Here is a 26,070-nt window from a genome sequence, read left to right on the forward strand (position 1 = left end):
GACACCCATGCTCCGCTTTGCTGCCAACTTGTCGATGATGTACACGGAACACGCCTTCCTGGAGCGTTTTGCCGCGGCGGCGGCAGACGGCTTCCAGGCGGTGGAGTTTCTCTTCCCATACGAGCATGCGCCGGCTGAGCTGGTCGCACGGCTGCGCGAGCACGGCCTCACGCAGGCGCTGTTCAACCTGCCGCCGGGCGACTGGGCCGCCGGCGAGCGCGGCATGGCGGCGCTACCGGGCCGCGAAGAGGAATTCGCCGCATCGGTACGGCAGGGCCTCGCATATGCGCAGGCGCTCGGGTGCAAACGGGTGCATGCGATGGCAGGGCTGGTGCCTGAAGGCGTGGACCGGCAGCAACTGCGCGCGGTGTATGTCGCGAACCTGCGTCAGGCTGCGGCCGAACTCGCACCGCATGGCATCACGCTGCTGATCGAGCCGATCAATACGCGCGACATGCCCGGCTACTTCCTGAACCGCCAGCAGCAGGCACACGACATCGTCGCCGAGGTCGGCGCGCCCAATCTGAAGGTGCAGATGGACCTGTACCACTGCCAGATCATGGAAGGCGATCTCGCCACACGGTTGCGCCACCACCTGCCCCAGGTGGGGCATGTGCAGATCGCCGGTGTGCCGGAACGCCACGAGCCGGACGCCGGCGAGGTGAACTACCCCTACCTTTTCGCGCTGATGGACCAGCTCGGGTACGACGGTTTCGTGGGCTGCGAGTACCGCCCGCGGGCCGGCTCCTCGGTGGGGCTCGGGTGGTTGCGGGCGGCGACCGCGGCGGCGGGAGGCCAGCCATGAGGGTCCTGATCACCGGCGGGGCCGGTTTCCTCGGCGCCCGCCTGGCACGCACGCTGCTCGATCGCGGCAGCCTCGCGGGGGCCCCGATCTCGCAGCTCGTGCTGGCCGATCTCGCGGCGCCTGCCGACGCGGCCTTGCGAGACGACCGGCGGGTGCAGGTGCGCGTGGGCGACCTGCTGGAGCAGCTCGACGTGCTGACGGATGCCCCCTACGACGCCGTGTTCCATCTGGCCTCGGCCGTCTCGGCGGAATGCGAGGCCGACTTCGAACTCGGCCTGCGCTCCAATCTCGACAGCACCCGCGCGCTGCTCGATGCCTGCCGGCGCCAGGCGATGGCGGCCGGCCGTGCACCTCGTTTCGTGTTCTCGAGCTCGGTGGCGGTCTACGGTTCCGACCCGGCGTTGCCGCTGCCGCACGTGGTGGACGACCGCACCTTGCCGACACCGCAATCGAGCTACGGCATTCACAAATTCGTCTGCGAGCAACTGGTGGCCGACTACACCCGCAAGGGCTATATCGATGGCCGCGCGGCGCGCCTGATGACGGTGTCGGTGCGCCCGGGCCGGCCCAACGGCGCGGCGTCGAGCTTTCTGTCGGGCATCGTGCGGGAGCCGCTGGCCGGCCAGCCCGCGGTGTGCCCGGTGAGCCCCGACACGCCAGTGGCCGTGTCGTCGCCCGCCACCACAGTTGCCGGACTCATGGCCGTCGCCGAAGCGCCGCGTGACGATTTCGGCGGCCGCACGGCGCTCAACCTGCCCGCACTCACCGTCACGGTGCAGCAGATGCTCGACGCCTTGCAGGGCGTGGGCGGCGACGCCGCGCTGTCGCTGGTGCGCTTCGAGCCCGATGCGCAGATTGCGCGCATCGTCGGCGGCTGGCCGGCGCGTTTCTCGAGTGCGCGGGCCGCGCATCTGGGGCTCATCCCCGATGGCGATTTCCGTTCCATCGTGCTGCAGTACGTGCGCGACCACGCTGCGGCGGTCACCAATGAACAGGCCCGCAGCTGCACTGGCTGAGAAGAACCTGAAAAACCAACTTCGTTCGACACCTGTAGGAGACACACATGCCCTTGAACCGCACCCTCGTCCTGTTGTTGGCCGGCCTTGGCCTTGCCGCCAGCGCCCATGCGCAAACCGTGCTGAAGATCGGCTATGCGACGTCCAAGGAGTCGCACTACGGCGTCGGCTCCACGGTGTTCTGCGACGAGATCGAGAAGGGCACGCAAGGCCGCTACAAGTGCCAGCAATTCCCCAACTCGGCGCTCGGCGGCGAGCGCGAGCAGATCGAGGCGGTGCAGCTCGGCACCCAAGACCTGGTGAACACCTCGACCGGTCCGCTCGGCAACTTCGTGCCGGAGGTCAAGGTCGTCGACATTCCCTTCCTGTTCCGCAACTACGACCATGCCCGCAAGGTGATGGACGGCGCCATCGGCCAGGACCTGCAGAAGAAGATGGCCGCCAAGGGGCTGATCAACCTGGCCTGGACGGAAAACGGCTTCCGCCACATGACCAACTCCAAGCGCGCCATCGTCAAGGCCGACGATGCGGCCGGGCTGAAGATGCGCACGATGGAAAACAAGGTGCACATGGACGGCTACAAGACCTTCGGCATCCTGCCGACGCCGATGCCTTTCCCGGAGCTGTTCACCGCGCTGCAGCAGGGCACCGTCGACGGGCAGGAGAACCCGATCCCGGTGATCCTGGCGTCCAAGTTCTCGCAGGTGCAGAAGCACCTGTCGTTGACCGGCCACGTGTATTCGCCGGCCGCGCTGATCCTGTCGCCCGCCGTGTGGAGCAAGCTGTCGGACGCCGACAAGCAGGTCTTCACGGAAGCCGCAAAGAAGGGGGCCGCCGCGCAACGCAAGAAGGTCAACGACGACGAGGCCAACGGCATCGCACAGCTGAAGAAGGACGGCATGCAGGTGGTCGAGCAGGTCGACGGCGACAGCTTCCGCAAGGCGGTGGCCTCGGCCTACCAGGGCTATGCGCGCGAGTTCGGCGCCGATCGGATCGCGGCCATCCAGGCCGTCAAGTGAGCGTCTTGTCCAGCGCGCCCGCCGCGTCCCCATCCGGGGAGCGGCGGGCCGGAGTCGGCCGCATGAAAACCGTGCTTCTTGCCCTCGACCGCGGCGTCAGCGGGCTGGCGATGACCCTCGCCTGCGCGCTGCTCGCGGTGATCGCCTGCCTGGGCATGTGGCAGGTCGTCACGCGTTTCGTGCTGTCGCAGCCGTCCACCTGGACCGAAGAGTCGATGCGGCGGCTGCTGATCTGGATGGTGATGCTCGGTGTGGTGGTGGCGTTCCGCCGTGGGGCATTGGTGTCGGTGGACCTGATGCTGCGTCTGTCGCGCGGGGCCTGGCGCACCACGGTGCGCACGCTCATCACCGTGGTGAGCCTGGCCTTCCTGGCGGTGATCGTCTGGTTCGGCGTCGACCTGGTGTGGCGCGTGCGCTTCCAGACCTTCGCCAGCCTGGAGCTGTCCATCTCGTGGGCCTATGCCGCCTTGCCGGTGGGGGCCGCCCTGGCGATGGTGGCCGTGTTGGCCCATCACTTCGACCCGCTCGACGAAGAGCTCGAGGCGGCGCAATAGCGTCGGGAAACGATGTCCTTCACCCTGTTGTTCACGATGCTGCTGGGCTTTGCGCTCAGCATTTCCATCGCCGTGTCGATCGGCGGCGCGGCCATGCTCGGCATGGCCTTGTACGAGCCGCGCCAGCTGATCCTCGCGCCCAAGGAGATGTTCACCGCGATCGACAAATTTCCGCTCGCGGCGATTCCCTTCTTCATCCTGGCCGGCAACCTGATGGAAACCGGCGGCATCTCGCGCCGCCTGGTCGAATTCGCCAAGTCCATCGTCGGCGGTGTGCAGGGCGGCCTGCCGATGACCTGCGTGCTGACCTGCATGATCTTCGCGGCGGTGTCGGGGTCGTCGGTCGCCACCACCTTCGCGATCGGCGCGATCCTGATCCCGGCGCTGGTGCAGCATGGCTACCCCCGCACCTATGCCGCCTCGTTGCAGGCCACCTCGGCCGAGCTCGGTGTCGTGATCCCGCCGTCGATCCCGATGATCCTGTTCGGGGTGTCGGCCGAGGTGTCGATCGGCGAATTGTTCATCGCCGGGGTGGTGCCGGGGCTGTTCATCGGCGGCGCGCTGATGCTGTTCGTGCACCTGTACTGCCGCTACAAGGGCTGGGGCAAGCAGGACGGCGACGGCCGCAGCCCGGTGCTCAAGGCGGCGGCGAGCGCCGGTTGGGCGCTGCTGATGCCGGTGATCATTCTCGGTGGCATCTACGGCGGCGTCTTCACGCCGACCGAGGCCTCGGTGGTGGCGGTGTTCTATGCATTGCTGGTCGGCCTCGTGATCCACCGCGAGCTGCGCCCGAAGGACCTCATGCCGGTGCTGCGCAAGTCGGTGGTGTCGAGCGCGGTGATCATGTTCATCATCGCCAATGCAGGCCTGTTCGCCTTCCTCATCACGCGTGCCGGCATCCCGGATGCGATCGGCCAGTGGCTCACCGAGGTGCTCAAGTCGCCCGGGTGGTTCCTGCTCGGCGTCAACCTCGCGCTCTTCGTCATCGGCATGTTCATCGAAACCTCGGCGGCGATCATCGTGCTTGCGCCCATCCTCGTGCCGGTGGCTTCCTATTTCGGCGTCGACCCGGTGCACTTCGGCATCATCATGGTGGTCAACCTGGCGATGGGCATGATCACGCCGCCCTTCGGCGTCAATCTGTTCGCGGCCTGCACCGTGGCGCGCGTCTCGCTCGACCACATCGTCAAGCACCTGCTGCCGTTCGTGCTGGTGATCTTTGCCTGCCTGATGGTGATCACCTACGTTCCGTCCATGAGCCTGTGGCTGCGCGACCTGATGTTCGCCGCGCCGGCTGTCGCGCCCGTCATCGGGCCCCAATGAAGGAGTGCGCCATGAGTTCCCCTTCCGTGCATCTGCATTTCATCGGCAACCGCCGCGTGCCGTCGGCCAGCGGCGAGACGCTGCCCGTGATCGACCCGTCCGACGGCCAGGTGTTCGCCCAGATCGCCCGCGGCGGCGCGGCCGAGATCGATGCGGCGGTGAGCGCCGCCCGTCGCGCTTTCGACGGCACGTGGGGCCGGTTGCCCGCCGTCGAGCGCGGGCGCATCCTGGCGCGCGCCGCGGCGCTGGTGCAGCAGCATGCCGGCGAGCTGGCCGGCATCGAGTCGCAGGACTGCGGCAAACCCGTCACCCAGGCGCGCAACGACGTGACCGCGATCGCCCGCTACTTCGAGTTCTATGCCGGCGCGGCCGACAAGGTGGGCGGGCAGGTGCTGCCCTATCTGCCCGGCTACGCCGTGCTGGCCGACCGCGAGCCGCACGGCGTGACCGGTCACATCATCCCGTGGAACTACCCGTTGCAGATCTTCGGCCGCTCGGTCGGCGCGGCGCTGGCGGCCGGCAACGCCTGTGTCGTCAAGCCGGCCGAGGATGCCTGCCTGTCGCTGCTGCGCGTCGCCGAACTGCTGGCCGAGGCGGGCGTGCCCGAAGGGGCGCTCAACATCGTCACCGGCCTCGGCAGCGAGGCCGGCTCGGCGCTGTCGGCGCACCCGGGACTGGACCACATTTCCTTCACCGGCTCACCGTTGACCGGCACCCGTGTCGCGCAGGCTGCCGCCGAGCACCATGTGCCGGTCACGCTGGAGCTGGGCGGCAAGTCGCCTCAACTGGTGTTCGACGATGCCGACCTCGATGCCGCCGTGCCGGTGATCGTCAACGCGATCGTGCAGAACGCCGGGCAGACCTGCTCGGCCGGCAGCCGGCTGCTGGTGCAGCGCGGCGTCTACGAGCCGTTGCTCGCGAAGCTGACGGCCGCGTTCTCGGCGCTTCGCGTCGGGCCGGCGGCGGCAGACCTGGCCTGCGGCCCGCTGATCCGTGCGTCGCAACTGGCTCATGTGCGGCAGATGGTGCACGAAGCGCGCGACAGCGGTGTCGCGGTGGCGGCGCACGGCCGCATCGAGCCGGACGTGCCGCACGGCGGCTATTACTTCGCACCGACGCTGCTGCGCGACGTGCCGGCGCAGCACCCCGTCGCGCAGGACGAGGTGTTCGGCCCGGTGCTGGCGGCGATGTCCTTCGGCGACGAGGCCGAGGCCGTGGCGCTGGCCAACGGCACCCGCTTCGGCCTGGTGGCGGGTGTCTGGACGCGCGACGGCTCGCGGGCGCTGCGCGTGGCCAAACGCATGCGCTGCGGCCAGGTGTTCGTCAACAACTATGGCGCCGCCGGCGGTGTGGAACTGCCCTTCGGCGGCGTGAAATCCAGCGGGCACGGGCGGGAGAAGGGTCTCGAAGGCCTGATCTCGTTCACGCGTGTCAAGACCATCGCGATCAAGCACGACTGATCACCAGGAGAGACCCATGAGACTCGCGAACAAGATCGCCATCGTGACCGGTGCCGGCTCCGGCTTCGGTGAAGGCATTGCCAAGCGGTTTGCCGAAGAAGGCTGCCAGGTGATCGTCAACGACCTCAATCCGGCAGGCGGCGAACGCGTCTGCGCCGAGATCCGCGCTGCCGGCGGCCGGGCGGCTTTCGCCGAGGCAGATGTCTCGAAGGACGCCGACGTCGCCCGCCTGGTCCGCAGCGCGCTCGACACCTTCGGGGGCTTGCACGTCGTCGTCAACAACGCCGGCACCACCCACCGCAACCGGCCCATGCTGGAGGTGAGCGAAGAGGAGTTCGACCGCATCTACGCGGTCAATGTCAAGAGCCTGTTCCTGACCGCGCGGCATGCGGTGCCGCACTTCCGTGAGCAGCGCAGCGGCTGTTTCATCACGATCGCGTCGACTGCCGGCGTGCGCCCCCGACCGGGGCTCACCTGGTACAACGGCAGCAAGGGTGCGGCCATCACCACCAGCCGCTCGATGGCTGCCGAACTGGGCCCGGACGGCATCCGCGTCAACGTCATCAACCCGGTGGCTGGCGAGACGGCGCTGCTGGCGCAGTTCATGGGCGAGGACACCCCCGAGCGGCGCGCCAAGTTCATCGCGACGGTGCCGCTGGGGCGCTTGTCGCGGCCCCTGGACATCGCCAACGCGGCGCTCTACCTGGCGTCCGACGAGGCGGAATTCATCAACGGCGCCTGCCTCGAAGTCGACGGCGGGCGGTGCGTGTGAAAGACCACCCCCCCACGGCCTGCGGCTGCCCCCTTCGAGGGGGCGACACTGGCGGACCGGCAAAGCCGGATCCGCGGTGTCCGCTGAGATCAACGCGAGGCGCCTCGGAATACCGGCTCAGCCGTGCAGGCGGCTGGTGCGCGGCACGCAGGCGAGCAGGAACTCCATCTGGTCGGCCAGGATGCGGCGGCCGCGCAGAATCATGTCTTCGTGCAGGCTGGGCACGTAGGGCAGGTACAGCAAGGTCATGTGGGCCTCTTCCGGCATGCGGTTGCCCTTGCGGCCGTTGCAACCCCGGCAGGCCGTGATGCAGTTCATCCAGGTGTCATGGCCGCCGCGCGAGGTGGGCACGATGTGCTCGCGGGTGAGGTCGTCGACGTGGAATTGGTGGCCGCAGTAGGCGCAGAGGTAGCGGTCACGCGCGAACAGCTTGGTGTTCGACAGGGCCGGAACCTGCCGCCAGGCCCGGCTGGGGACCGAGCCGCGCACGGCGACGATGGGGTGCAACTCAAGGCGCGACTGCAGGCCGCTGAGGCGCTGGATGCCCCCTCGCAGGACCAAAAAGGGGTCTCCCAGCGTCCAGGCGATGCCGTCGCTGGCATACAGCACGGCTGCCTCCTTCGGTGAAATCCACGCTTGGGGGCGGCCGGACACGTCGAGTTGCAGGATGTCCATGCCTGTCGGTGAGGTTGTGGCGGAATCGCGCGCAGCGCATCACGATTTCGTCACAACGCGGTTTCGGGCCACACCAGCTACAGCATCGGACTGATCCGCGCAGCATATTGCAAATTGCATACCCGGCTCAAGTGACTTGTTTCACGGGCCCACACCAAACAACAACGCGGCAGGAACCCGCCGCGTTGTCATCAAGCCGCCACGCCACGGTGCGCCACGACAAGAGGTTCGTGCCAAGGGCACGACCGAGCCGCGCAGCCACCGCGGGTCCGGCTTTGCCGGTCCGCCGGTGGTGCCCCTTGAGGGGCCGCCGCAGGCGGTAAGGGTGGTCTAAATCTTCAGGATCTTCATCGCCTTCGCCAGCGTGTCGACCGACTCCTGGTGCTTGCCCTCCTTGTGTAGCTTCTCGCCTTCGGCGCGCAACTTCTGGACTTCGGCCTTCTGCGCGTCGTTGAGCTGGGCCTTGGGCAAGGCTTCGTCGATCTTCTTCATGTCCGCCGGGCAGTGGAACGCGAAAGCCGGCAGGCTGACCAGCGCCAGCGTGGCGAGCAGCGAACGGATCTTCTTCATGAACGTCTCCTTGGTTGAAGGGCTGGAACACGGCCGCGTCCGCAACGAGCAAGGCGGCGCGAAGGATTCTGCGCCTGTACATCGGCTTTGAACAGGACGGCCATCGCCCTTCGCGGGGAGCCCGCGGACTGCGGCTTCCGACACAATCGCGCCATGAGCCTTGCCTTATTCCTGCGGCGCTGCGCGGCGCCCGTGCTGTGCCTGCCGCTCGTGGCTGCCCTGGCGCAGCCCGTCGCACCTCCCGCTCCTGGAGCCTCTGCGCCGGAACAGGCGCAGCCGCCGCGGCCGGTGGAGCCCGTCTCCGCGTCGGCGCAGCGCTTGTACGAACGCACCCGGGTACAACTGGTGCAGGTGCGCACGCTGCTCAAGGGGCAGGCCAGCCAGTCGTCGGTGGGTTCGGCCTTCGTCGTCACGGCCGAGGGCCACCTGATCACCAACTACCACGTGATCAGCCAGGTGGCGCTGCAGCCGGAGCGCTACCGCATCGTCTACACCACCGCCGACGGCAGGGAAGGGCCGTTGGAACTGCTGGCCTTCGACGCTATCCACGACCTCGCGCTGGTGCGCGGCGCCGACGGCGGGCTGCAGGGGCGCAAGCCGCTTGCCTTTCGGCCGGCCGACAAGAGCCTCGCCAAAGGCGAGCGCATCTACTCGCTCGGCAACCCGCTCGACGTGGGCTTCGCGGTGCTCGAAGGCAACTACAACGGTCTGGTCGAGCGCAGCTTTTACCCCAACATCTTCTTCGCCGGCGCGCTGAACCCCGGCATGAGCGGCGGCCCGGCGCTCGACGAGGACGGCCGTGTGATGGGCGTCAACGTCGCGACCCGGCGCGACGGCCAGCAGGTGAGTTTCCTGGTGCCCGGCGAATTTGCCGAACAACTGCTCGAGCGCAGTCGTGAAGCGGCGCCGATCACGCAGCCGGTTTATCCGCAGCTGACACAGCAACTGCTGGGCCACCAGAAACTGCTGACCGAGCGCTTCCTGCAGCAGCCGTGGCGCCCGGCCGGTCATCCGCGCTATGCGATCCCGGTGCCCCAGGAGACCTTCATGCGCTGCTGGGGCACGACGACGCCGGCAGAGGCCAAGGGCCTGGAGTTCGAGCGCTCCGACTGTGAAATGGACACTCACATCTTCATCACCGACTGGTTGCACACCGGCGGCTTCACAGTGCGGCACGAAGCCTACGACGGCCGCAAGCTCGGACGCTGGCGTTTCGCGTCGCAGTACTCGCAGAGCTTTCGCAACGAATCCTTTCCCGAGCGCACCACCCGGCACCGCACGGCGGCACAGTGCACGGAACGCTTCGTCGACCGCGACGGCCTGCCGCTGCGCGCGGTGGTCTGCATCTCGGCCTACCGCAAGCTGCGCGGGCTGTACGACCTGAGCGTGCTGGTCGCCACGGTGGATCATGCGACGCTCGGCGCACAGGGACGCTTCGACGCGCGTGGCGTCGATTTCGACAATGCGATGAAGCTGGTCGGCCACTACCTCGCGGGATACGCATGGACAAGATAGCCCTGATCGAGGTGTTCGACCGCGACGGCTCCGTCTGCCAGGCGGTGCCGGTGCAGCAGTGGCCGGTGCGCATCGGCCGTTCGCTCGACTGCGACGTGGTGCTGGACGACCCGCACGTTGCGCCGCACCACTTCAGCGTCGGTGCCGACGACGGCCGGTTGCACGTGATGGTCGGCGAAACCGTCAACGGCCTGCGCTGCGGGCGCGACGTGCTGCCGTCCGGCAGCGCGGCCGTGCGTTCGCCAGGCGAGGACTGGGTGGCCGGCCGCACGCGCGTGCGCGTGCGGCTGGCCGGTGAGGTGCTGGCGCCGGAAGTGCCGCTGCCGCGCCCCAGTGCCTGGCGGATGGCTTCCTTGCTGGCGGTGCTGACGGGGCTGGTCGGCTGGAGCGCCTGGACGCAATACCTCGACAGCGACCCGGGTCAGTTTCTCAGCGGCCTGGCGCCGTTGCTGATCAGCGTCGCCGCGCTGCTGGCTGGCTGGAGCTTTCTGTGGGCGCTGGGCTCCAAGCTGTTCCAGCACCGCTTCGACTACTGGACCCACGTGCGCATCGCCGCGACCGGGTTGCTGGCTTCGGGCGTCCTCAGTGCAGTGCTCGGTGTGCTGGCCTTCATGACGTCCTGGGTGCTGCTCAGCCAGGTGCGCGATGCGGCCGAGGTGCTGGTGTTCGCGGGCGCCGTCTACGCCCACCTCGGTGCCGTGCTGCCACAGCGACGGCGCATGTTCGCCTGGGGCGTCGGTGCTGCGGCGATCGCCGGGCTCGCGACCGTCGCGGCCTTCCAGTACCAGCGCACAGACCGCTTCGGCCCGGAGCTCTACCTGACGGTGCTGCCGCCGCCGGCCTTCCGGTTCGCGCCTGCAGTCGCGCCGGACGAGTTTCTCGAGGAAGTGGCGGCGACGAAGGACAGCCTCGACGCCAAGGCGCGCGAGAGCGATGACGAGGCCATGCCGGAGGAGGACGAAGAGTTCATCGCCGACGAGTGAGCGCGGGTCTGCACTCTTGCCGCCGGACGGTGCTTGGCACAGACTGCTGCCATCGCCAGGCGGCGTGAGGCAGGCCGTGGGGCTTGCGGGTAAACCCGCGGTTTTTCAGCCGTCTGTCGCTTTCTAGGCACGCAGCTCTAGAAATTCCTGCTCCCCACTCACTGCAGGTCCGCGGATTTCTGCAAAATAGAACGACCGTTCGTTTTATTTCGGAGGTCCTGTGGGCGTCGTCACCAACACCGCGATCAAGCCTGTACGCGACACGGCGCGCGAACCCGCACGCAGTTTGCAAAAAGGCCAGCAGACCAAGGCCGCCATTCTCGATGCGGCGCTGAGCCTGGCGTCGCAGGTCGGGCTCGAAGGCCTGTCCATCGGCGCCCTGGCCGAGGTCACGCGCATGAGCAAGTCGGGTGTCTTCGCCCACTTCGGGTCGCGCGAAGAACTCCAGATCTCGGTGATCCGCGAGTACCACAACCGCTTCGAGGAAGAGGTGTTCTTCCCGGCGCTGGTCGAGGCTCGCGGCCTGCCGCGCCTGCGCGCTCTGTTCGAGCGCTGGGTGAAGCGCGTGTCGGTCGAAATCGATTCGGGCTGCATCTACATCAGCGGTGCGGTCGAGTTCGACGACCGCCCCGGCCCGGTGCGCGACGCGCTGGCCGACATGGTGCGCGCGTGGCACCGGGCGCTGGGCCGCGCCATCAGCATCTCGGTCGATGAAGGCCACCTCAAGGTCGAGACCGACCCCATGCAGATGCTGTTCGAGATCCACGGCCTCATTCTTGCCCTGCATCACGATGCCCGCTTCCTGCGCTCGCCCGGGTCGATCGACCGGGCCCGCCGCGGCTTCGAATTCATCGTGAGCCACTACGCGACGGACAAGGCGCCCAAGCGCGGCGCCGCACCCCGCAAGTCCACCAAGTCCACCCGATAACCCACTACATCTGCTCAAGGAGTCTTTCTGATGGCCCAGTACACCCCGCCGTTGCGCGACATGCAGTTCGTGATGCACGAAGTGCTCGATGTCGCCAGTGAACTGAAGCAGCTGCCTGCGCACGCCGAAGTCGATGTCGACACCATCAACGCGGTGCTCGAAGAGGGCGGCAAGTTCGCTGCCGAGGTGGTGTTCCCGCTCAACCAGAGCGGCGACGAAGAGGGCTGCACGCTCGACAAGGCCACGCACGAGGTGAAGGCGCCCAAGGGTTTCAAGGAAGCCTACATGCAGTATGTCGAGGGCGGCTGGCCGTCGCTGAGCTGCGACCCGGAGTTCGGCGGGCAGGGCCTGCCGATCACCGTCAACCAGTGCTTCTACGAGATGCTGAACTCGGCCAACCAGGCCTGGACGATGTACCCCGGGCTGTCGCACGGTGCGTACGAAGCGCTGCACGCGCATGGCACGCCCGAGCAGAAAGCCACCTACCTGCCCCGGCTGACCAGCGGCAAGTGGACCGGCACCATGTGCCTGACCGAGCCGCATTGCGGCACCGACCTCGGCCTGCTGCGCACCAAGGCCGAGCCGCAAGCCGACGGCACCTACAAGATCACCGGCCAGAAGATCTTCATCTCCGCCGGCGAACACGACCTGGCCGAGAACATCGTGCACCTGGTGCTGGCGCGCCTGCCGGACGCACCGCAAGGGTCGAAGGGCATTTCGCTGTTCGTGGTGCCCAAGTTCCTGGTCGACACCGACGGTCGCATCGGCGCGCGCAACCCGGTCTTCTGCGCGGGCCTGGAGCACAAGATGGGCATCCATGGCAATGCGACCGCGCAAATCGTGCTCGACGGCGCGATCGGCACGCTGGTCGGCGAGCCCAACAAGGGCCTGCAGGCGATGTTCGTGATGATGAACGCGGCGCGCCTGGGCGTGGGCATGCAGTCGCTGGGCCTGACCGAGGTGGCTTATCAGAACGCGGTGGCCTATGCGAAAGACCGCATCCAGATGCGTTCACTGTCGGGCCCCAAGGCGGCCGACAAGCCGGCCGATCCCATCATCGTGCACCCGGACGTGCGCAAGATGCTGCTGACCGCGCGCGCGTACGCCGAAGGCGGCCGAGCGCTTGCCATCTGGACGGCGCTGCAGATCGACAAGGAGATCTCGTCCGACGACGAGGACGTCAAGCGCGAGTGCGCCGACCTGGTCGCGCTGGTGACGCCCATCGTCAAGGCCTTCCTGACCGACAACGGCTGGATCGCCACGTCGCACTGCATGCAGGTGTTCGGCGGCCATGGCTACATCAAGGAGTGGGGCATGGAGCAGTACGTCCGTGACGCCCGCATCAACATGATCTACGAGGGTACCAACACGATCCAGTCGCTCGACCTGCTGGGACGCAAGGTGCTGGGCGACAACGGCGCCAAGCTCAAGAAGTTCGGCAAGATGGTGCAGGAGTTCATCGAGGACGAAGGCGTCAACGAGAACATGCAGGAGTTCGTCAACCCGCTGGCCGACCTGGGCGACAAGGTGACCAAGCTCACCACCGAGATCGGCATGAAGGCCTTCCAGAACCCCGATGAAGTGGGTGCGGCCGCGGTGGACTACCTGCGCGTGTGCGGCCACCTGGTGTTCGGCTACTTCTGGGCTCGCATGGCGAAGGTCGCGCTGGCCAAGGTGGATTCCGGCGACCCGTTCTACAAGGCCAAGCTCGCGACCGCGCGCTTCTACTTCGCGAAGCTGCTGCCCGAGACGGCTTCGCTGATCCGCTCTGCCCGCGCTGGCGTCAAGCCCTTGATGGAGATGGACGAGGCATTGTTCTAAGCTGCCCCGCGGGGTCGGCCCCGAAGAAACAAGACCGGCCCCGTCGCAGCCAACCACCTCTCAAGGAGACGAGATGAAGAAGCTTCTGGCCCTGGTCGCGCTGCTGGCCGCCGGCACCGCTTTCGCGCAGTCCACGCCGGTGGGGCTGTGGAAGACGATCGACGACGAGACCAAGAAGGAAAAGTCTCTGGTGCGCATCGCTGAAGTGGACGGCGCCCTGGTCGGCCGCGTCGAGAAGGTCCTCGACCCGACGGCCAAGCCCGGCGCGGTGTGCGAGAAGTGTTCCGACGAGCGCAAGGACCAGCCCATCGTGGGCCTTCAAATCATACGCAACGTCAAGAAGAACGCCGACGATCCCGAGTTGTGGGACGGCGGCCGCATCCTCGATCCGAACAACGGCAAGGACTATCGCGTCCGCCTGAAGCCGGTCGAAGGCGGCAAGAAGCTCGAAGTGCGTGGCTATATCGGGGCGCCGCTGCTGGGTCGCACGCAGGTCTGGCAGCGCGTCGAATAGTTTGACGCCCAGGACGCCTGCGGCCCCCAAGGGGGAGCCGCCGTCCCGGGATGGCCCGGCGACCGCCACGGTTGGTTCGCAGGGCCTACTGAGTACTCAAGGAGAAATGATGAGTCGATTCCAAGTCCGCAAAGTCGCCGTCCTCGGTGCCGGCGTGATGGGAGCGCAGATCGCCGCCCATCTCGTCAACGTGAAGGTGCCGGTCGTGCTGTTCGACCTGCCCGCCAAGGAAGGCCCGAAGAACGGGATCGTCACCAAGGCGGTCGAGGGCCTGAAGAAGCTCAAGCCGTCGCCGCTGGGCGTGCCGGAAGACGCCGCGCTGATTCAGCAGGCAAACTACGAAGAGCACCTGGACCAGCTCAAGGAGTGCGACCTGATCATCGAGGCGATCGCCGAACGGATGGACTGGAAGCTCGACCTGTATAAGAAGATCGCCGCGCACATCGCGCCGCACGCGATCGTCGCGTCCAACACGTCGGGCCTGTCGATCACCAAGCTGTCCGAGGCGCTGCCTGAAGAGATCAAGCCGCGCTTCTGCGGCATCCACTTCTTCAACCCGCCGCGCTACATGTACCTGGTGGAGCTGATCCCGACCCCCACCACGCAGCCCGGGATCCTCGACCAGCTCGAAACCTTCGTCACCACCAGCGTCGGCAAGGGGGTGGTGCGCGCGAAGGACACGCCCAACTTCATCGCCAACCGCGTCGGCATCGCCGGCATGCTGTCGACGATGAAGGAAGCCGAGAACTTCGGCCTGGGCTACGACGTGGTGGACGACCTGACGGGCAAGAAGCTCGGCCGCGCCAGCTCCGGCACCTTCCGCACCGCCGACGTCGTCGGTCTGGACACGATGGCGCATGTCATCAAGACCTTGCAGGACAACCTCGCCGATGACCCCTTCTATCCCAGCTACTCGACGCCGCCGGTGCTCGCGAAGCTGATCGAGCAGGGGGCACTGGGACAGAAGGCGGGAGCCGGCTTCTACAAGAAGGTGGGCCGCGACATCCTGCGCCTCGACCCGGCCAAGGCCGACTACGTGCCGGCCGGCGGCAAGGCCGATGAGATCGTCGCACGCATCCTCAAGAAGGCCCCGGCCGAGCGCCTGAAGCTGCTGCGTGAATCGACCAATCCGCAGGCGCAGTTCCTGTGGGCCATCCTGCGCAACGCCTTCCACTACGCCGCCGTGCACCTGGGCGAAATCGCCGACTCCGCCCGCGAAGTCGACCTGGCGATGCGCTGGGGCTTCGGCATGAGCCAGGGCCCGTTCGAGCTGTGGCAGCAGGCCGGCTGGAAGCAGGTGGCCGAATGGGTGAAGGCGGACATCGAGGCCGGCAAGGCGCTCAGCAAGGCGCCGCTGCCCGCCTGGGTGTTCGACGGCCCGGTCGCTGAAAATTCGGGCGTGCACACGACAGAGGGCTCGTGGAGCGCGTCGCAGGGCCGATACATCCCGCGCAGCACGCTGCCGGTGTATGAGCGCCAGTACTTCCCCGAAGCCGTTTTCGGCGCCGGCGCCACCGATCCGCTCAAGGCAGGCACGCAGGAGTTCAAGAACGACGAAGTCCGCGTGTGGACGCTGGACGGCGAAGTGCTGATCGCCAGCATCACCGCCAAGCTGCACCTGATCAGCCCGGCGGTGACCGAAGGCCTGCTGAAGGCGGTCGAGATCGCCGAGTCCAAGTACAAGGGCCTGGTGATCTGGTCGCCCGACGACGTGTTCTCGGCCGGCGCCAACCTCGAGGCACTGATGCCGGTGTTCATGGCCAAGGGCTCCAAGGGCATCGCGCCCGAGGAGAAGAAGCTGCAGGACGCGATGCTGCGCATCCGCTACGCGCAGGTGCCGGTGGTTTCCGCGATCCGCGGCATCGCCCTGGGCGGTGGGTGCGAGTTGGCGGTGTACTCGGCCAAGCGGGTGGTGGCGATGGAAAGCTATGTCGGCCTGGTCGAGGTCGGTGTCGGCCTGATCCCCGGCGGCGGCGGTCTGGCCTACATTGCGCGGCGTGCGGCCGAGATGGCGAACGCGGGCAATGCCGGCGCCGACATCTTTGCCTTCGTGAAGGACGGTTTCACCAGTGCCGCGATGGCCAAGGTCGGCACCAGTGCCATCGAGTCGCGCAAGCTCGGCTACCTGCTGGACAGCGACGTGATCGTGCCGAACAAGGACGAACTGCTCTACGTCGCGACGCAGCAGGCCAAGGCCATGTACGAGAGCGGCTACCGGCCCCCGCACAAGGTGGTGTTCCCGGTCGCCGGCCGCTCGGCCAAGGCCACCATCATGGGCCAGCTGGCCAACATGCGCGACGGTGGCTTCATCAGCCAGCACGACTTCCACATCAGCACCTTGATCGCCGACGTGGTGTGCGGCGGTGAGGTCGAAGCCGGCTCGCTGGTCAACGAGGACTACCTGATGGCCCTGGAGCGCAAGCATTTCTGCTCGCTGCTGGACCACCCGAAGACGCAAGAACGCATCATGGGCATGCTTCAAACCGGCAAGCCAGTGAGGAATTGAACCACCCCCTACGGCCTTCGGCCGCCCCCTCCAGGGGGCGCCACCGGCGGGCCGGCAAAGCCGGATCCGCGGTGGCACTCGAAGGGGAAACCTTCCGAACCTAAGGAATGGAAATGAGCACGAAACAAGTTCAAGAGGCCTACATCGTTGCGGCCACGCGCACGCCGATCGGCAAGTCGGGCCGCGGCTACTTCAAGAACGTCCGCCCGGACGATCTGCTGGTCAAGGCCATCCACGGCGCGTTGGCGCAGGTGCCCAACCTCGACCCCAAGGCGATCGAGGACGCCATCGTCGGCTGCGCGATGCCTGAAGCCGAGCAGGGCATGAACGTGGCGCGCATCGGCGCGCTGCTGGCCGGCCTGCCGAGCACCGTGGGCGGCGTGACCGTCAACCGCTTCTGTGCGGCCGGCTTGACGGCCGTGCAAATGGCCGCCGACCGCATCCGCGTCGGCGAGGCCGACGTGATGATCGCCGGCGGCTGCGAGTCGATGAGCATGGTGCCGATGGGGGGCCAGAAGCCTTCGTTCAACCCGGCAGTGTTCGCGCAGGACGAGAACATCGGCATCGCCTACGGCATGGGCCTGACGGCCGAGAAGGTCGCCGACCAGTGGAAGGTCTCGCGCGAGGCGCAGGACGAGTTCGCGCTGCAGTCGCACCTGAAGGCATTGAAGGCGATCCAGTCCGGCGAGTTCGCCGACGAGATCACGCCGGTGGAGATCGTCGAACGCTTCCCCGACCTGGCCACCGGCGAGATCGTCACGAAGACGCGCACCGTGAACGTCGACGAGGGCCCGCGCCCCGACACGTCGATCGACGGGCTGGGCAAGCTCAAGCCGGTGTTCGCCGCCAAGGGCAGCGTCACCGCGGGCAACAGCTCGCAGACGTCCGATGGTGCCGGCTGCCTGATCCTGGCCTCCGAGCGCGCGATCAAGCAGTACGACCTGAAGCCGCTGGCGCGTTTTGTCAGCTTCGCCATCAAGGGCGTGCCGCCGGAGATCATGGGCATCGGCCCGATCGAGGCGATCCCGGCCGCCCTGCGCTACGCCGGCCTGACCAAGGAACAGCTCGACTGGATCGAGCTGAATGAGGCCTTCGCGGCGCAATCGCTGGCGGTGCTGAACACGCTCGACATCGACCGCAGCAAGGTCAACCCGATGGGCGGCGCGATCGCGCTGGGCCACCCGCTCGGTGCCACCGGTGCGATCCGCTCGGCCACTGTCGTGCACGCGCTGCGACGGCACAACCTGAAGTACGGCATGGTGACCATGTGCGTCGGTACCGGCCAGGGCGCGGCAGGGATCTTCGAACGGGTCTGACGCCACCCGCGCAAAGCAAAGGGTCGCCATCGTTCACGGGGCGGCCCTTGTCGTTTGTGCGACGCGCGAGGCGGGCAATCTGTCGCAACATGGTGGGAGAGGGCATACATGCAAACCATAGAACTACAGGCTTCCGACGGCGCACGGATCTCGGCGCGCTTTTACTGGCCCGACTCGCAGGTGCAGTCGCCGCGCGCGCTGGTGGTGATCGGCGGCGCAATGGGCGTGCGCCAGGACTATTACCGCGCCTTCGCGCAGTGGCTCGCCGAGCAGGGCTTCCTGGCCGCATCGTTCGACTACCGCGGCATGGGCGACTCGCGCCCGCGCGAGCGTCGCAAGTCGCTGCGCGGCTTCAAGGCCGACCTGTTCGACTGGGCACGCGACTACGACACGGTGATCGACGCGCTGACCGAGGCCGCGCCCGGTGTGCCGCTGTACGTGATCGGCCACAGCCTCGGCGCGCAGCTGCCCGGCATGCTGCGCAACCGGGACCGCATCCAGGGCATGGTCTCGATTGCCGCCGGCAGCGGCTACTGGCGCGACAACGCGCCGCGCACCCGGCGCATGATCCTGTACTTCTGGTATGTGCTGGTGCCGCTGGTCACCAAGCTGTGCGGCTACTTCCCCGGACGCCGCCTGCGCAAGGTCGGCGATCTGCCTGAGGGCGTGATCATGCAGTGGCGCCGCTGGTGCCTGAACCCGCGCTACCACGTCGGCGCCGAAGGCGCGACGGTGCGCGAGGCGTTCGAGCAGGCGCGCTTTCCCGTCATCGCCTTGCTGATGACCGACGACGAGTTGATGACCGAACGCGGCACCCGCGTGCTGGTCGATTGCTATGCCAACGCGCCACGCCGCATCGAACGCATCGCGCCGCAGGACCTGGCCGTGCGCCGCATCGGCCACTTCGGCTTCTTCCGCGAGCAGTTCGAAGGCACACTCTGGCGTCGTGCGATCGATCTGTTCCACGGATTCCACAGTTTCAAACAGGAGACAGCATGAGCATCAAGACTGCCGTGATGAACGGCGTGCAGACCATCGAGATCGCACGCCCCGAGAAGAAGAACGCGCTGACCGCCGCGATGTACCAGTCGATGGGCGACGCGTTGAAGGCGGCGCAGAGCGATGCCTCGGTGCGCGCCGTGCTGTTCACCGGACAGCCCGGCATCTTCACGTCCGGCAATGACCTCGAGGACTTCATGCAGCGCCCGCCGCAGGGCGGCGACTCGCCGGTGTTCCAGTTCATGCAGGCGCTTCTTGCCTGCGACAAGCCGGTGGTCGTGGCCGTCACCGGCGCCGCGATCGGCATCGGCACGACGATGCTGATGCACTGCGACCTGGTCTACGCGTCCGACGAGGCGCGCTTCGCGATGCCGTTCACGAGCCTCGGCCTGGTCGCCGAGTTCGCCTCCAGCCTGCTGGTGCCGATGCACGCCGGCTATGTGAAGGCCGCCGAGAAGCTGCTGCTCGGCGACCCCTTCGGCGCCGAGGAGGCGCAGGAAATGCGGCTCGTCAACGCCATCCTGCCGGCCGGCGAGGTCGTCAATCATGCGCGTCGCATCGCCGAGCGCTTCAACATGCTGCCGCCGGCTGCCGTGCGCGAGACCAAGAAACTGATGCGCCGCGGCCAGGCCAAGCTGGTGCAGGAGACCATCGGCGTCGAAGGCGAGATCTTCGCCCAGCGCCTGCGCAGCCCCGAGGCGCGCGAGGCGTTCCAGGCCTTCTTCGACAAGCGCAAGCCCGACTTCTCGAAGTTCGAGTAAGCGGCTCGTCGACCGGCACACCGTGTGGGGCTTCACCAAGCTGACGCTGTCGCCGTTGCTGGCGGCGCAGGGCCTGCGCACGCGCAGGCGGGCGCTGGAGTTGCCCGAGGCGGGCGGCCCGCGTGAAGGTGTCGTGGGCGAGGTCGACGCCGCTGCGCTGCGCCTGCTGATCCTCGGCGATTCCTCTGCCGCAGGCGTCGGGGCGCCGACACAGAGCGAGGCGCTGGCCGGGCAGCTGTCACGCGAGCTGGCGCAGCGGACCGGGCAGGCAGTGGCCTGGCAGCTGATCGCGCGGACCGGCCTTACGACCCATGGCGCACTCACCTGGGTGCAGGCAGAGCCGCCGCGGCCGTGCGACGTCGTGGTGACCGTGCTCGGCGTCAACGACGTGCTCGCACAGGTGCCGCCGGCGCGCGCCGTCGGCGACCGCGAGGCGCTGTGGTCCTTGCTGCGCGAGCGCTGTGCGCCGCGGCTGTTCGTCTGGACGGCGGCGCCGCCGCTTGAACACTTTCCGCTGCTGCCGTGGCCCTTGCGCAGCGTGCTCGGCAACGACGCACGGCAGATCAACCGGGCGCAAGCGCAGTGGGCCGTGCAGCGCGGCATCGTGCACCTCGAACTGCCGAGCGAACTCGCCGACGGGCAACTGGCCGTCTCCGAGATGGCCGAGGACGGCTTTCACCCCGCTCCCGCGTTGTATGCCCGCTGGGCGGGGCATCTTGCGACCCTGATCGTGCAGCGTGCAGCGGCGGCTCGCGCGCCGGCCGCCGCGGCCCTGCATCTGCCGACAACCGCCTGGGCGCAACGCCGCTGACCCACGCGGTCCGCTCAGACCGCGGCGCGCACTGCCACGTCGCCGCTCTTGCGCATGACTTCGATGCCGACGTTGTTGTCGTAGCGCTGCAGCAGCAGGTCGACGAAGCCATCGCCGACGGCGAGCTGACGGATTCTCAGCCAGTCAATGAAGCGTGGCAGCCGCGCCGAGGTGAAATTCACCTCGCGGCGTTCCGCGTTGATTCCCAGCCCCAGGCAGGCTTGCACCATACCGAACACGGCCGCTGCCGCCCACGCCTGCGGCGAGCAGGCCACCGGGTACAAGGTCGGCCCTTCGGACGGCCGCCGCGGGAAGCCGCAGAAGAGTTCGGGCAACCGATGCTGACCGAAGTACAGGCTGGCGTCGAACAGGCCGGTCAGCACCTCGAGCGCCGCGGCGGTGTGCCCGTAGCGCGCCATGCCACCGGCGATCAGCGCGTTGTCGTGCGGCCAGATCGAGCCGTTGTGGTACGACATCGGGTTGTAGCGCGCCTGCCCGCCCGCGACGGTGCGTATGCCCCAGCCGGAATTGAAGTCGGGCTGCAGAAAGCGCTGCGCCATGCGGGCGGCATGTTCGGGCGATGCGATGCCGCTCCACAGCGCGTGGCCGGCATTCGACGTCGCGATGCGGCACGGCTGCTTGTGTCCGTCGAGTGCCAGCGCATAGACGCCGAGGTCGTCGCACCAGAACTGCTGCTGGAAGCGCTCCTTGAGTTCAACGGCCTCGTGCCGCAACCGTTCGGCCAGCGGGCCGTCGCCCATCATCACCGCGAGGTCGGCGGCACGCAGCTTGGCTTCGTAGACATAGCCCTGCACCTCGCACAGCGCAATGGGCGCCTCTGCCGACCGGCCGTCGGCATGGAACACCGAGTCGTGCGAGTCCTTCCAGCCCTGCTGAGCGAGGCCGTCCTTGCTGCGCCGCGCATACTCCACGAACCCGTCGCCGTCGCGGTCGCCGTACTGGTCGATCCATTGCAGTGCGAGCACGACGTTCGGCCAGATCGAGCGCACGAAGCCGGTGTCGCCGGTGCGCTCGTGGTAGGCCCCCGCCAGTGCGACGAACAGCGGCGTGGCGTCGACGGTGCCGTAGTACCGGCCGAACGGCACTTCCTGCGTGTTGGCCATTTCGCATTTGCGCGCCTCGTGCAGGATCTTGCCCGGCTCGGCATCGCGCTCGGCGTCCTCGCCGGTGGCCTGTGTGGCGGCCAGGAAGGCGAGCACGCCCTTGGCGAGCGAGGGGTCGATCCACAGCTGCTCGTACGCCGTCAGGATGCCGTCGCGCCCGAAGGTCGTGGAGTACCACGGTACGCCAGCGTACGGGTAGGGCCCGGTGTCGAGCGAGGTGGTGAGCATCGCGAGGTCCGAGGCCGAGCGCTTGAACCACAGGTTCACCAGCGGGTTCGAGGATTCGATCGAGCAATTGCGCAGCGTCGCGGCATGGCGTGCCTCGGCGTTGTCGCGAAAGGCGGTGTCGTAGCGCAGCTGCTGGGGACTGACGTCGTCCTGTTCGCAGCCCGCCGTGCAATAGAAATGGCCTTCTTCCTTCGGGTGCAGCTCGACATCGAACTCGGCCTCGCGGGCGTTGATGACGTCGGGGGGCGGGCTGAAGTGCAGGCGCGTGCGCCGAACGCGTCCGTCGAGACCACGATAGCCGATCAACACTTCGTCGCTGTCGATCTGCTCGGGCAGGCGCTCGCCGCGCTGCCTGCGCTCCATGCCGCGCACTTCGAACAGGTCGACGAAATCGGCATCGAATTGCAGCGTGAGCCGCAGGCGGGCTGCTTCGTCGCCGTGGTTGGTCAGGCGGATGTGCTCGTAGCAGACACCCCGCCACAGCAGCTTGGCGCGGAAAATGTGGACCGTGCCTTTCAGCACGGCGTGCCGGGGGAGATCGGGATTCATCAGCTCGACGATGAGCAGGCTGTTGTCCTCCTTCACGGCCGAGCCGAGGAACATCGGCCGTACGCCGTCCATCAGCAGTTCGAGGTGCGAGAGATAGCGGGTGTCCTCGTGATAGAGGCCCTGCTCGCCCTTGCCCAGCGCTTGCACGTCGCCGTAGCGGTCGAGCAGCACGAAGGTCTCGTCGTGCTTGAGCACGTGCGGGTTCTCGTCGGAACGGGCGGCGTGGGCCGCGACGTACCATTTGTCTCCGACGCGGATCTTGTCCATCAGCCTGGCTCCTCGCTTGTGGGGCGCGCCCGCCGGCCGGCGAGGTGGGACAACTGCAAGGGCCACCGCGCCCGGGCCAGAGTGCGCACGGGTCGGTTCACTGCGCCATTTCAGCAGGCATTGGCTGCCACGGGAGATTCGACCGCGTGCCGATCAGGGTCTGATAGACCTCGACATAGCGGGCCGCCATCGTGGCGGACGTGAAGCGCCGTTCGAACTCCTCGCGGCAGCGCCGCCGGTCGATGCGCCCGATGCTCCGTGCCGCTGCGACGGCCTCGTCCTGGTGCTCGACGATGACACCGGTGATACCGTCGCGCATCACTTCGGGCACCGAGCCGCAGCGGTAGGCGACCACCGGTGTGCCGCAGGCGAACGCCTCGATCATCACCAGTCCGAAAGGCTCCGGCCAATCGATCGGGAACAGCAGCGCCCTTGCACGCCCGATGAAATCGTTCTTCTCGCATTCGCCGATCTCGCCGACGAACTCGACCAGCGGGTGCGCCAGCAGCGGCCGGATGTGGTGCTCGAAATACAGTTGGTCCGCCGTGTCGACCTTGGCGGCGATGCGCAGCCGGGTGTTGCAACGCACGGCAATCTCGATGGCGCGGTCGAGCCGTTTCTCGGGCGAAACGCGGCCGATGAAGGCAAAGTAGTCGTCGGGTTGGGCGTGGAAGCGGTACAGGTCGCGCGGCAGGCCGTGGTGCACGGTGGCGCACCAGTTCGCCGACGGCATCGGCTTGCGCTGGCTGTCGGAGATGGAGACCAGGGGGTGCTCGGAAAAATGTCGATGCAAGGGAGGTAGATCCTGCAAGTCGAGCCGGCCGTGCAGGGTGGTCACGCAAGGCGCCGGGCACACGCGCGCCAGCGGATAGTGCAGGAAGTCGACGTGGAAATGGATGGCGTCGAAGGTGGCGGCACGCGAGAACACCTCGTCGAGCATCACGGTGTGCCATACCAACCATTCCGGCCGCCGCGGATCGAGGCGGATCGCTCGATCGACCACCGGCACCAGTTCGGCGGCGGTCAGCGAATCGCCGCTGGCGAACAGCGTGACCTGATGGCCTTGGGCCACCAGCGCCTCGGTCAGGTAGGACACGACCCTTTCGGTGCCGCCGTAGCCTTTCGGCGGCACACTTTCGAAAAGCGGTGCCACTTGCGCAATCTTCATCGGGAATCCTCCGTCTGCTTCAGGGGTACCTGCTTTCTGCAGGTACGTACAGCAAACGACGTTCCCCGGTGAGGCGCGCTTTCAGCGGCCGGGCAGCACCCTCGGCTTGCCGTCGCCGTCGATGGCGACGTAGGTCAGGTTGGCCTCGGTGACCTTCACGACGCGCAGGTCGGCCGGGTTGCGCTCGGCATAGACCTCCACGTGCACCGTGATCGACGTGCGGCCGACGCGCTCGACCCGGGCGTAGAAGGACAGCAGGTCCCCCACCGACACCGGCTGCTTGAAGACGAACTGGTTGACCGACACGGTGGCGATACGGCCCTTGGCGAGGCGGGCAGGCAGCACCGAGCCGGCCAGGTCCACTTGGGCCATGATCCAGCCACCGAAAATATCGCCGTTGGCATTGGCGTCGGCCGGCATCGGCAAGACTCGCAACGCGAGCTCCATGTCCTTGGGCAAACTCACGGGTGTGTCGGGACCTGGATCGGGGCTTGATTCGTCGGCCATGGGCTCCACTTTGATGAAAACACTCGAACCACGAGATTGTCCACGATGCGCCGTGTTGCCTTGAGCCTGCCCGAACCCGCGGCGCAGGACGCCTCCGTCATGCCCGTCCCCCGCTCGGACTGGGCCACGCTGCGGCGTTTGCTGCCTTACCTGTGGGAATACCGCGGCCGGGTGATCGTGGCGCTGGCCTTCCTGGTCGCGGCCAAGCTCGCCAACGTCAGCGTGCCGCTGCTGCTGAAGCAACTGGTCGACAGCCTGTCGATCGGCCCCGGTGACGCCCGTGCACTGATGGTCGTGCCGGTCGGTCTGCTGCTGGCCTACGGCGGCCTGCGGCTGTCGACCTCGCTGTTCACCGAGTTGCGCGAGCTGGTGTTCGCGAAGGCCACCGAGGGCGCAGCGCGCAGCATCTCGCTGCAGGTGTTCCGGCACCTGCATTCGCTGAGCCTGCGCTTTCACCTGGAACGCCAGACCGGCGGCATGACCCGCGATATCGAGCGCGGCACCCGGGGTGTGCATTCGCTGATCTCGTATTCGCTCTACAGCATCTTCCCGACCCTCGTCGAGGTCGGCCTCGTGCTGACGCTGCTGGGCGTGAAGTTCGACGCCTGGTTTGCCTGGATCACGGTTGCGGCACTGGTGATCTACATCGTCTTCACGATCTCGGTGACGGAATGGCGCACCAAGTTCCGCAAGGTGATGAACGAGCTCGACTCGAATGCCCACACCAAGGCGATCGACTCGCTGCTGAACTATGAGACCGTCAAGTACTTCAGCAATGAGGACTATGAGGCGGTCCGCTATAACGAAAGCCTCGAGCGGTTGCGCCGCGCCAAGCTGAAGTCGCAATCGACGCTGTCGCTGCTGAACACCGGGCAGCAGTTGATCATCGCGACCGCGCTGATCGCGATGCTGTGGCGGGCGACGCAGGGTGTCGTGTCCGGCACGATGACGCTCGGCGACCTGGTGATGGTCAATGCCTTCATGATCCAGCTCTACATTCCGTTGAACTTCCTCGGCGTGATCTACCGCGAGTTGAAGCAGGCGCTGACCGACCTGGAGAAGATGTTCACACTGATGGAGCGCGAGCGCGAGGTCGACGACGCGCCGGGCGCGCCGGAATTGCAGGTGCCGCACGGCGTGGTGCGCTTCGAGCGCGTGAGCTTCGGCTACGACGCCAACCGGGCGATCCTGCAGGACGTCAGCTTCGAGATCCCGGCGGGCCGCAAGGTGGCGGTCGTGGGGCCGTCAGGCGCCGGCAAATCGACGCTGGCGCGGCTGATGTTCCGCTTCTACGACGTGACGGACGGGCGCATCACCATCGACGGCCGGGATATCCGCGAAGTCACGCAGTCGAGCCTGCGGCGCAACATCGGCATCGTTCCGCAGGACACCGTGCTGTTCAACGACACCGTCGAATACAACATCGCCTATGGCCGGCCGGGCGCGACGCGCGGCGAAGTGGAGGCGGCGGCCCGGGCGGCTCACATCCACCAGTTCATCACCTCCACGCCGAAGGGCTATGACACGATGGTCGGCGAGCGGGGCCTGAAGCTGTCGGGAGGCGAGAAGCAGCGTGTCGCGATCGCACGCACGCTGCTGAAGAATCCGCCGATCCTGATCTTCGACGAGGCGACCTCGGCGCTGGACTCGGCCAACGAGCGCGCGATCCAGGCCGAACTCGCCTCTGCGGCGCGCAACAAGACGGCTTTGGTGATCGCGCATCGGCTGTCGACCGTGGTCGACGCACACGAGATCCTGGTGATGGAGACCGGCCGCATCATCGAACGCGGCACGCATGCTCAACTGCTGGCCCAGGGCGGGCGCTATGCACAGATGTGGGCGCTGCAGCAAAGCGGCAGCGAGTGACGGGACGAGCCGC

23 protein-coding genes are annotated in these 26,070 nt (G+C 67.3%); 18 read left to right on the forward strand and 5 right to left on the reverse strand.

Annotated features, from left to right (window positions below):
* Window positions 1–7: 7 nt before the first annotated feature.
* The 7 genes from otnI (at window position 8) to M8A51_RS14805 (ending at window position 6,949) form a co-directional block, all read left to right on the forward strand.
* Window positions 8–805: a 2-oxo-tetronate isomerase gene (otnI, locus tag M8A51_RS14775; RefSeq protein WP_251779232.1), complete on the forward strand. Its 798-nt coding sequence runs from the start codon at window positions 8–10 to the stop codon at window positions 803–805.
* A complete protein-coding gene (gene denD / locus M8A51_RS14780; protein ID WP_251779233.1) occupies window positions 802–1,821 on the forward strand; it encodes a D-erythronate dehydrogenase in 1,020 nt (339 codons plus the stop codon). The genes otnI and denD overlap by 4 nt, the downstream gene beginning before the upstream one ends.
* A gap of 47 nt (window positions 1,822–1,868) precedes the next feature.
* Window positions 1,869–2,840 (forward strand): TRAP transporter substrate-binding protein, encoded by a 972-nt coding sequence (locus tag M8A51_RS14785; protein ID WP_251779234.1) that lies wholly within the window; start codon window positions 1,869–1,871, stop codon window positions 2,838–2,840.
* A 62-nt stretch (window positions 2,841–2,902) separates the two neighbouring features.
* Entirely contained in the window at window positions 2,903–3,394 is a 492-nt protein-coding gene (locus M8A51_RS14790) for a TRAP transporter small permease (RefSeq protein WP_251779235.1), read from the forward strand.
* A gap of 12 nt (window positions 3,395–3,406) precedes the next feature.
* Entirely contained in the window at window positions 3,407–4,717 is a 1,311-nt protein-coding gene (locus tag M8A51_RS14795) for a TRAP transporter large permease (RefSeq protein ID WP_251779236.1), read from the forward strand.
* An 11-nt stretch (window positions 4,718–4,728) separates the two neighbouring features.
* Window positions 4,729–6,177: an aldehyde dehydrogenase family protein gene (locus M8A51_RS14800; RefSeq protein ID WP_251779237.1), complete on the forward strand. Its 1,449-nt coding sequence runs from the start codon at window positions 4,729–4,731 to the stop codon at window positions 6,175–6,177.
* 16 nt (window positions 6,178–6,193) lie between these two features.
* Window positions 6,194–6,949, forward strand: coding sequence for an SDR family oxidoreductase (locus M8A51_RS14805; protein ID WP_251779238.1), 756 nt, complete (start codon window positions 6,194–6,196; stop codon window positions 6,947–6,949).
* Between the two features lie 117 nt (window positions 6,950–7,066).
* Here M8A51_RS14805 and M8A51_RS14810 read toward each other — a convergent pair whose 3' ends face one another.
* Window positions 7,067–7,624: an HNH endonuclease gene (locus M8A51_RS14810; RefSeq protein WP_251779239.1), complete on the reverse strand. Its 558-nt coding sequence runs from the start codon at window positions 7,622–7,624 to the stop codon at window positions 7,067–7,069.
* A 330-nt stretch (window positions 7,625–7,954) separates the two neighbouring features.
* The gene (locus tag M8A51_RS14815; RefSeq protein ID WP_251779240.1) at window positions 7,955–8,194 is read right to left on the reverse strand and encodes a hypothetical protein; all 240 of its coding nucleotides are present in this window, start codon (window positions 8,192–8,194) and stop codon (window positions 7,955–7,957) included.
* A 153-nt stretch (window positions 8,195–8,347) separates the two neighbouring features.
* On the opposite strand from M8A51_RS14815, the gene M8A51_RS14820 reads away from it, so the two are divergent.
* From M8A51_RS14820 to M8A51_RS14865, 10 genes are all read left to right on the forward strand, one after another.
* The gene (locus M8A51_RS14820; protein WP_251779241.1) at window positions 8,348–9,709 is read left to right on the forward strand and encodes a S1C family serine protease; all 1,362 of its coding nucleotides are present in this window, start codon (window positions 8,348–8,350) and stop codon (window positions 9,707–9,709) included.
* Window positions 9,697–10,692, forward strand: coding sequence for an FHA domain-containing protein (locus M8A51_RS14825; protein WP_251779242.1), 996 nt, complete (start codon window positions 9,697–9,699; stop codon window positions 10,690–10,692). The genes M8A51_RS14820 and M8A51_RS14825 overlap by 13 nt, the downstream gene beginning before the upstream one ends.
* A 220-nt stretch (window positions 10,693–10,912) precedes the next feature.
* Complete coding sequence (locus tag M8A51_RS14830; protein WP_251779243.1) at window positions 10,913–11,620, forward strand: TetR/AcrR family transcriptional regulator; 708 nt, start codon at window positions 10,913–10,915, stop codon at window positions 11,618–11,620.
* A 30-nt stretch (window positions 11,621–11,650) separates the two neighbouring features.
* Complete coding sequence (locus tag M8A51_RS14835; RefSeq protein ID WP_251779244.1) at window positions 11,651–13,441, forward strand: acyl-CoA dehydrogenase C-terminal domain-containing protein; 1,791 nt, start codon at window positions 11,651–11,653, stop codon at window positions 13,439–13,441.
* Between the two features lie 73 nt (window positions 13,442–13,514).
* A complete protein-coding gene (locus tag M8A51_RS14840) occupies window positions 13,515–13,955 on the forward strand; it encodes a DUF2147 domain-containing protein (protein ID WP_251779245.1) in 441 nt (146 codons plus the stop codon).
* A gap of 109 nt (window positions 13,956–14,064) precedes the next feature.
* Window positions 14,065–16,461, forward strand: coding sequence for a 3-hydroxyacyl-CoA dehydrogenase/enoyl-CoA hydratase family protein (locus M8A51_RS14845; RefSeq protein ID WP_251779246.1), 2,397 nt, complete (start codon window positions 14,065–14,067; stop codon window positions 16,459–16,461).
* 113 nt (window positions 16,462–16,574) lie between these two features.
* On the forward strand, window positions 16,575–17,777 hold the full coding sequence (locus tag M8A51_RS14850; protein WP_251779247.1) for an acetyl-CoA C-acyltransferase: 1,203 nt from the start codon (window positions 16,575–16,577) through the stop codon (window positions 17,775–17,777).
* 108 nt (window positions 17,778–17,885) lie between these two features.
* Window positions 17,886–18,776, forward strand: coding sequence for an alpha/beta hydrolase family protein (locus M8A51_RS14855; protein ID WP_251779248.1), 891 nt, complete (start codon window positions 17,886–17,888; stop codon window positions 18,774–18,776).
* Window positions 18,773–19,537, forward strand: coding sequence for an enoyl-CoA hydratase (locus M8A51_RS14860; RefSeq protein WP_251779249.1), 765 nt, complete (start codon window positions 18,773–18,775; stop codon window positions 19,535–19,537). The genes M8A51_RS14855 and M8A51_RS14860 overlap by 4 nt, the downstream gene beginning before the upstream one ends.
* Window positions 19,538–19,559: 22 nt before the next feature.
* The gene (locus M8A51_RS14865; protein ID WP_251779250.1) at window positions 19,560–20,348 is read left to right on the forward strand and encodes an SGNH/GDSL hydrolase family protein; all 789 of its coding nucleotides are present in this window, start codon (window positions 19,560–19,562) and stop codon (window positions 20,346–20,348) included.
* A 14-nt stretch (window positions 20,349–20,362) separates the two neighbouring features.
* On the opposite strand, the gene M8A51_RS14870 is transcribed toward M8A51_RS14865, so the two are convergent.
* The 3 genes from M8A51_RS14870 to M8A51_RS14880 all read right to left on the reverse strand — a co-directional run bounded on the left by M8A51_RS14870 (window position 20,363) and on the right by M8A51_RS14880 (window position 24,131).
* Window positions 20,363–22,516 carry an amylo-alpha-1,6-glucosidase gene (locus M8A51_RS14870; RefSeq protein ID WP_251779251.1) on the reverse strand — a complete coding sequence of 718 codons (2,154 nt, stop codon included), beginning with the start codon at window positions 22,514–22,516 and terminating at the stop codon, window positions 20,363–20,365.
* A 97-nt stretch (window positions 22,517–22,613) separates the two neighbouring features.
* Window positions 22,614–23,684 carry a glycosyltransferase family 4 protein gene (locus M8A51_RS14875; protein ID WP_251779252.1) on the reverse strand — a complete coding sequence of 357 codons (1,071 nt, stop codon included), beginning with the start codon at window positions 23,682–23,684 and terminating at the stop codon, window positions 22,614–22,616.
* A gap of 81 nt (window positions 23,685–23,765) precedes the next feature.
* On the reverse strand, window positions 23,766–24,131 hold the full coding sequence (locus M8A51_RS14880) for an acyl-CoA thioesterase (protein ID WP_251779341.1): 366 nt from the start codon (window positions 24,129–24,131) through the stop codon (window positions 23,766–23,768).
* Between the two features lie 105 nt (window positions 24,132–24,236).
* Between M8A51_RS14880 and M8A51_RS14885 the strand changes: the two genes are divergently transcribed.
* Window positions 24,237–26,057, forward strand: coding sequence for an ABCB family ABC transporter ATP-binding protein/permease (locus M8A51_RS14885; RefSeq protein ID WP_407062236.1), 1,821 nt, complete (start codon window positions 24,237–24,239; stop codon window positions 26,055–26,057).
* The last annotated feature ends 13 nt before the right edge of the window (window positions 26,058–26,070 follow it).

This window comes from Caldimonas mangrovi (assembly GCF_023721835.1).
Taxonomy (GTDB): Bacteria; Pseudomonadota; Gammaproteobacteria; order Burkholderiales; family Burkholderiaceae_C; genus Caldimonas; species Caldimonas mangrovi.

Coding starts and splice junctions, on each gene's coding strand:
- M8A51_RS14860 (WP_251779249.1), top strand. CDS start 18,773: ATGAGCATCAAGACTGCCGTGATGAACGGCGTGCAGACCATCGAGATC.
- M8A51_RS14885 (WP_407062236.1), top strand. CDS start 24,237: ATGCGCCGTGTTGCCTTGAGCCTGCCCGAACCCGCGGCGCAGGACGCC.
- otnI (WP_251779232.1), top strand. CDS start 8: ATGCTCCGCTTTGCTGCCAACTTGTCGATGATGTACACGGAACACGCC.
- M8A51_RS14790 (WP_251779235.1), top strand. CDS start 2,903: ATGAAAACCGTGCTTCTTGCCCTCGACCGCGGCGTCAGCGGGCTGGCG.
- M8A51_RS14810 (WP_251779239.1), bottom strand. CDS start 7,624: ATGGACATCCTGCAACTCGACGTGTCCGGCCGCCCCCAAGCGTGGATT.
- M8A51_RS14820 (WP_251779241.1), top strand. CDS start 8,348: ATGAGCCTTGCCTTATTCCTGCGGCGCTGCGCGGCGCCCGTGCTGTGC.
- M8A51_RS14785 (WP_251779234.1), top strand. CDS start 1,869: ATGCCCTTGAACCGCACCCTCGTCCTGTTGTTGGCCGGCCTTGGCCTT.
- M8A51_RS14835 (WP_251779244.1), top strand. CDS start 11,651: ATGGCCCAGTACACCCCGCCGTTGCGCGACATGCAGTTCGTGATGCAC.
- M8A51_RS14805 (WP_251779238.1), top strand. CDS start 6,194: ATGAGACTCGCGAACAAGATCGCCATCGTGACCGGTGCCGGCTCCGGC.
- denD (WP_251779233.1), top strand. CDS start 802: ATGAGGGTCCTGATCACCGGCGGGGCCGGTTTCCTCGGCGCCCGCCTG.
- M8A51_RS14840 (WP_251779245.1), top strand. CDS start 13,515: ATGAAGAAGCTTCTGGCCCTGGTCGCGCTGCTGGCCGCCGGCACCGCT.
- M8A51_RS14795 (WP_251779236.1), top strand. CDS start 3,407: ATGTCCTTCACCCTGTTGTTCACGATGCTGCTGGGCTTTGCGCTCAGC.
- M8A51_RS14800 (WP_251779237.1), top strand. CDS start 4,729: ATGAGTTCCCCTTCCGTGCATCTGCATTTCATCGGCAACCGCCGCGTG.
- M8A51_RS14855 (WP_251779248.1), top strand. CDS start 17,886: ATGCAAACCATAGAACTACAGGCTTCCGACGGCGCACGGATCTCGGCG.
- M8A51_RS14875 (WP_251779252.1), bottom strand. CDS start 23,684: ATGAAGATTGCGCAAGTGGCACCGCTTTTCGAAAGTGTGCCGCCGAAA.
- M8A51_RS14815 (WP_251779240.1), bottom strand. CDS start 8,194: ATGAAGAAGATCCGTTCGCTGCTCGCCACGCTGGCGCTGGTCAGCCTG.
- M8A51_RS14870 (WP_251779251.1), bottom strand. CDS start 22,516: ATGGACAAGATCCGCGTCGGAGACAAATGGTACGTCGCGGCCCACGCC.
- M8A51_RS14850 (WP_251779247.1), top strand. CDS start 16,575: ATGAGCACGAAACAAGTTCAAGAGGCCTACATCGTTGCGGCCACGCGC.
- M8A51_RS14880 (WP_251779341.1), bottom strand. CDS start 24,131: ATGGAGCTCGCGTTGCGAGTCTTGCCGATGCCGGCCGACGCCAATGCC.
- M8A51_RS14825 (WP_251779242.1), top strand. CDS start 9,697: ATGGACAAGATAGCCCTGATCGAGGTGTTCGACCGCGACGGCTCCGTC.
- M8A51_RS14845 (WP_251779246.1), top strand. CDS start 14,065: ATGAGTCGATTCCAAGTCCGCAAAGTCGCCGTCCTCGGTGCCGGCGTG.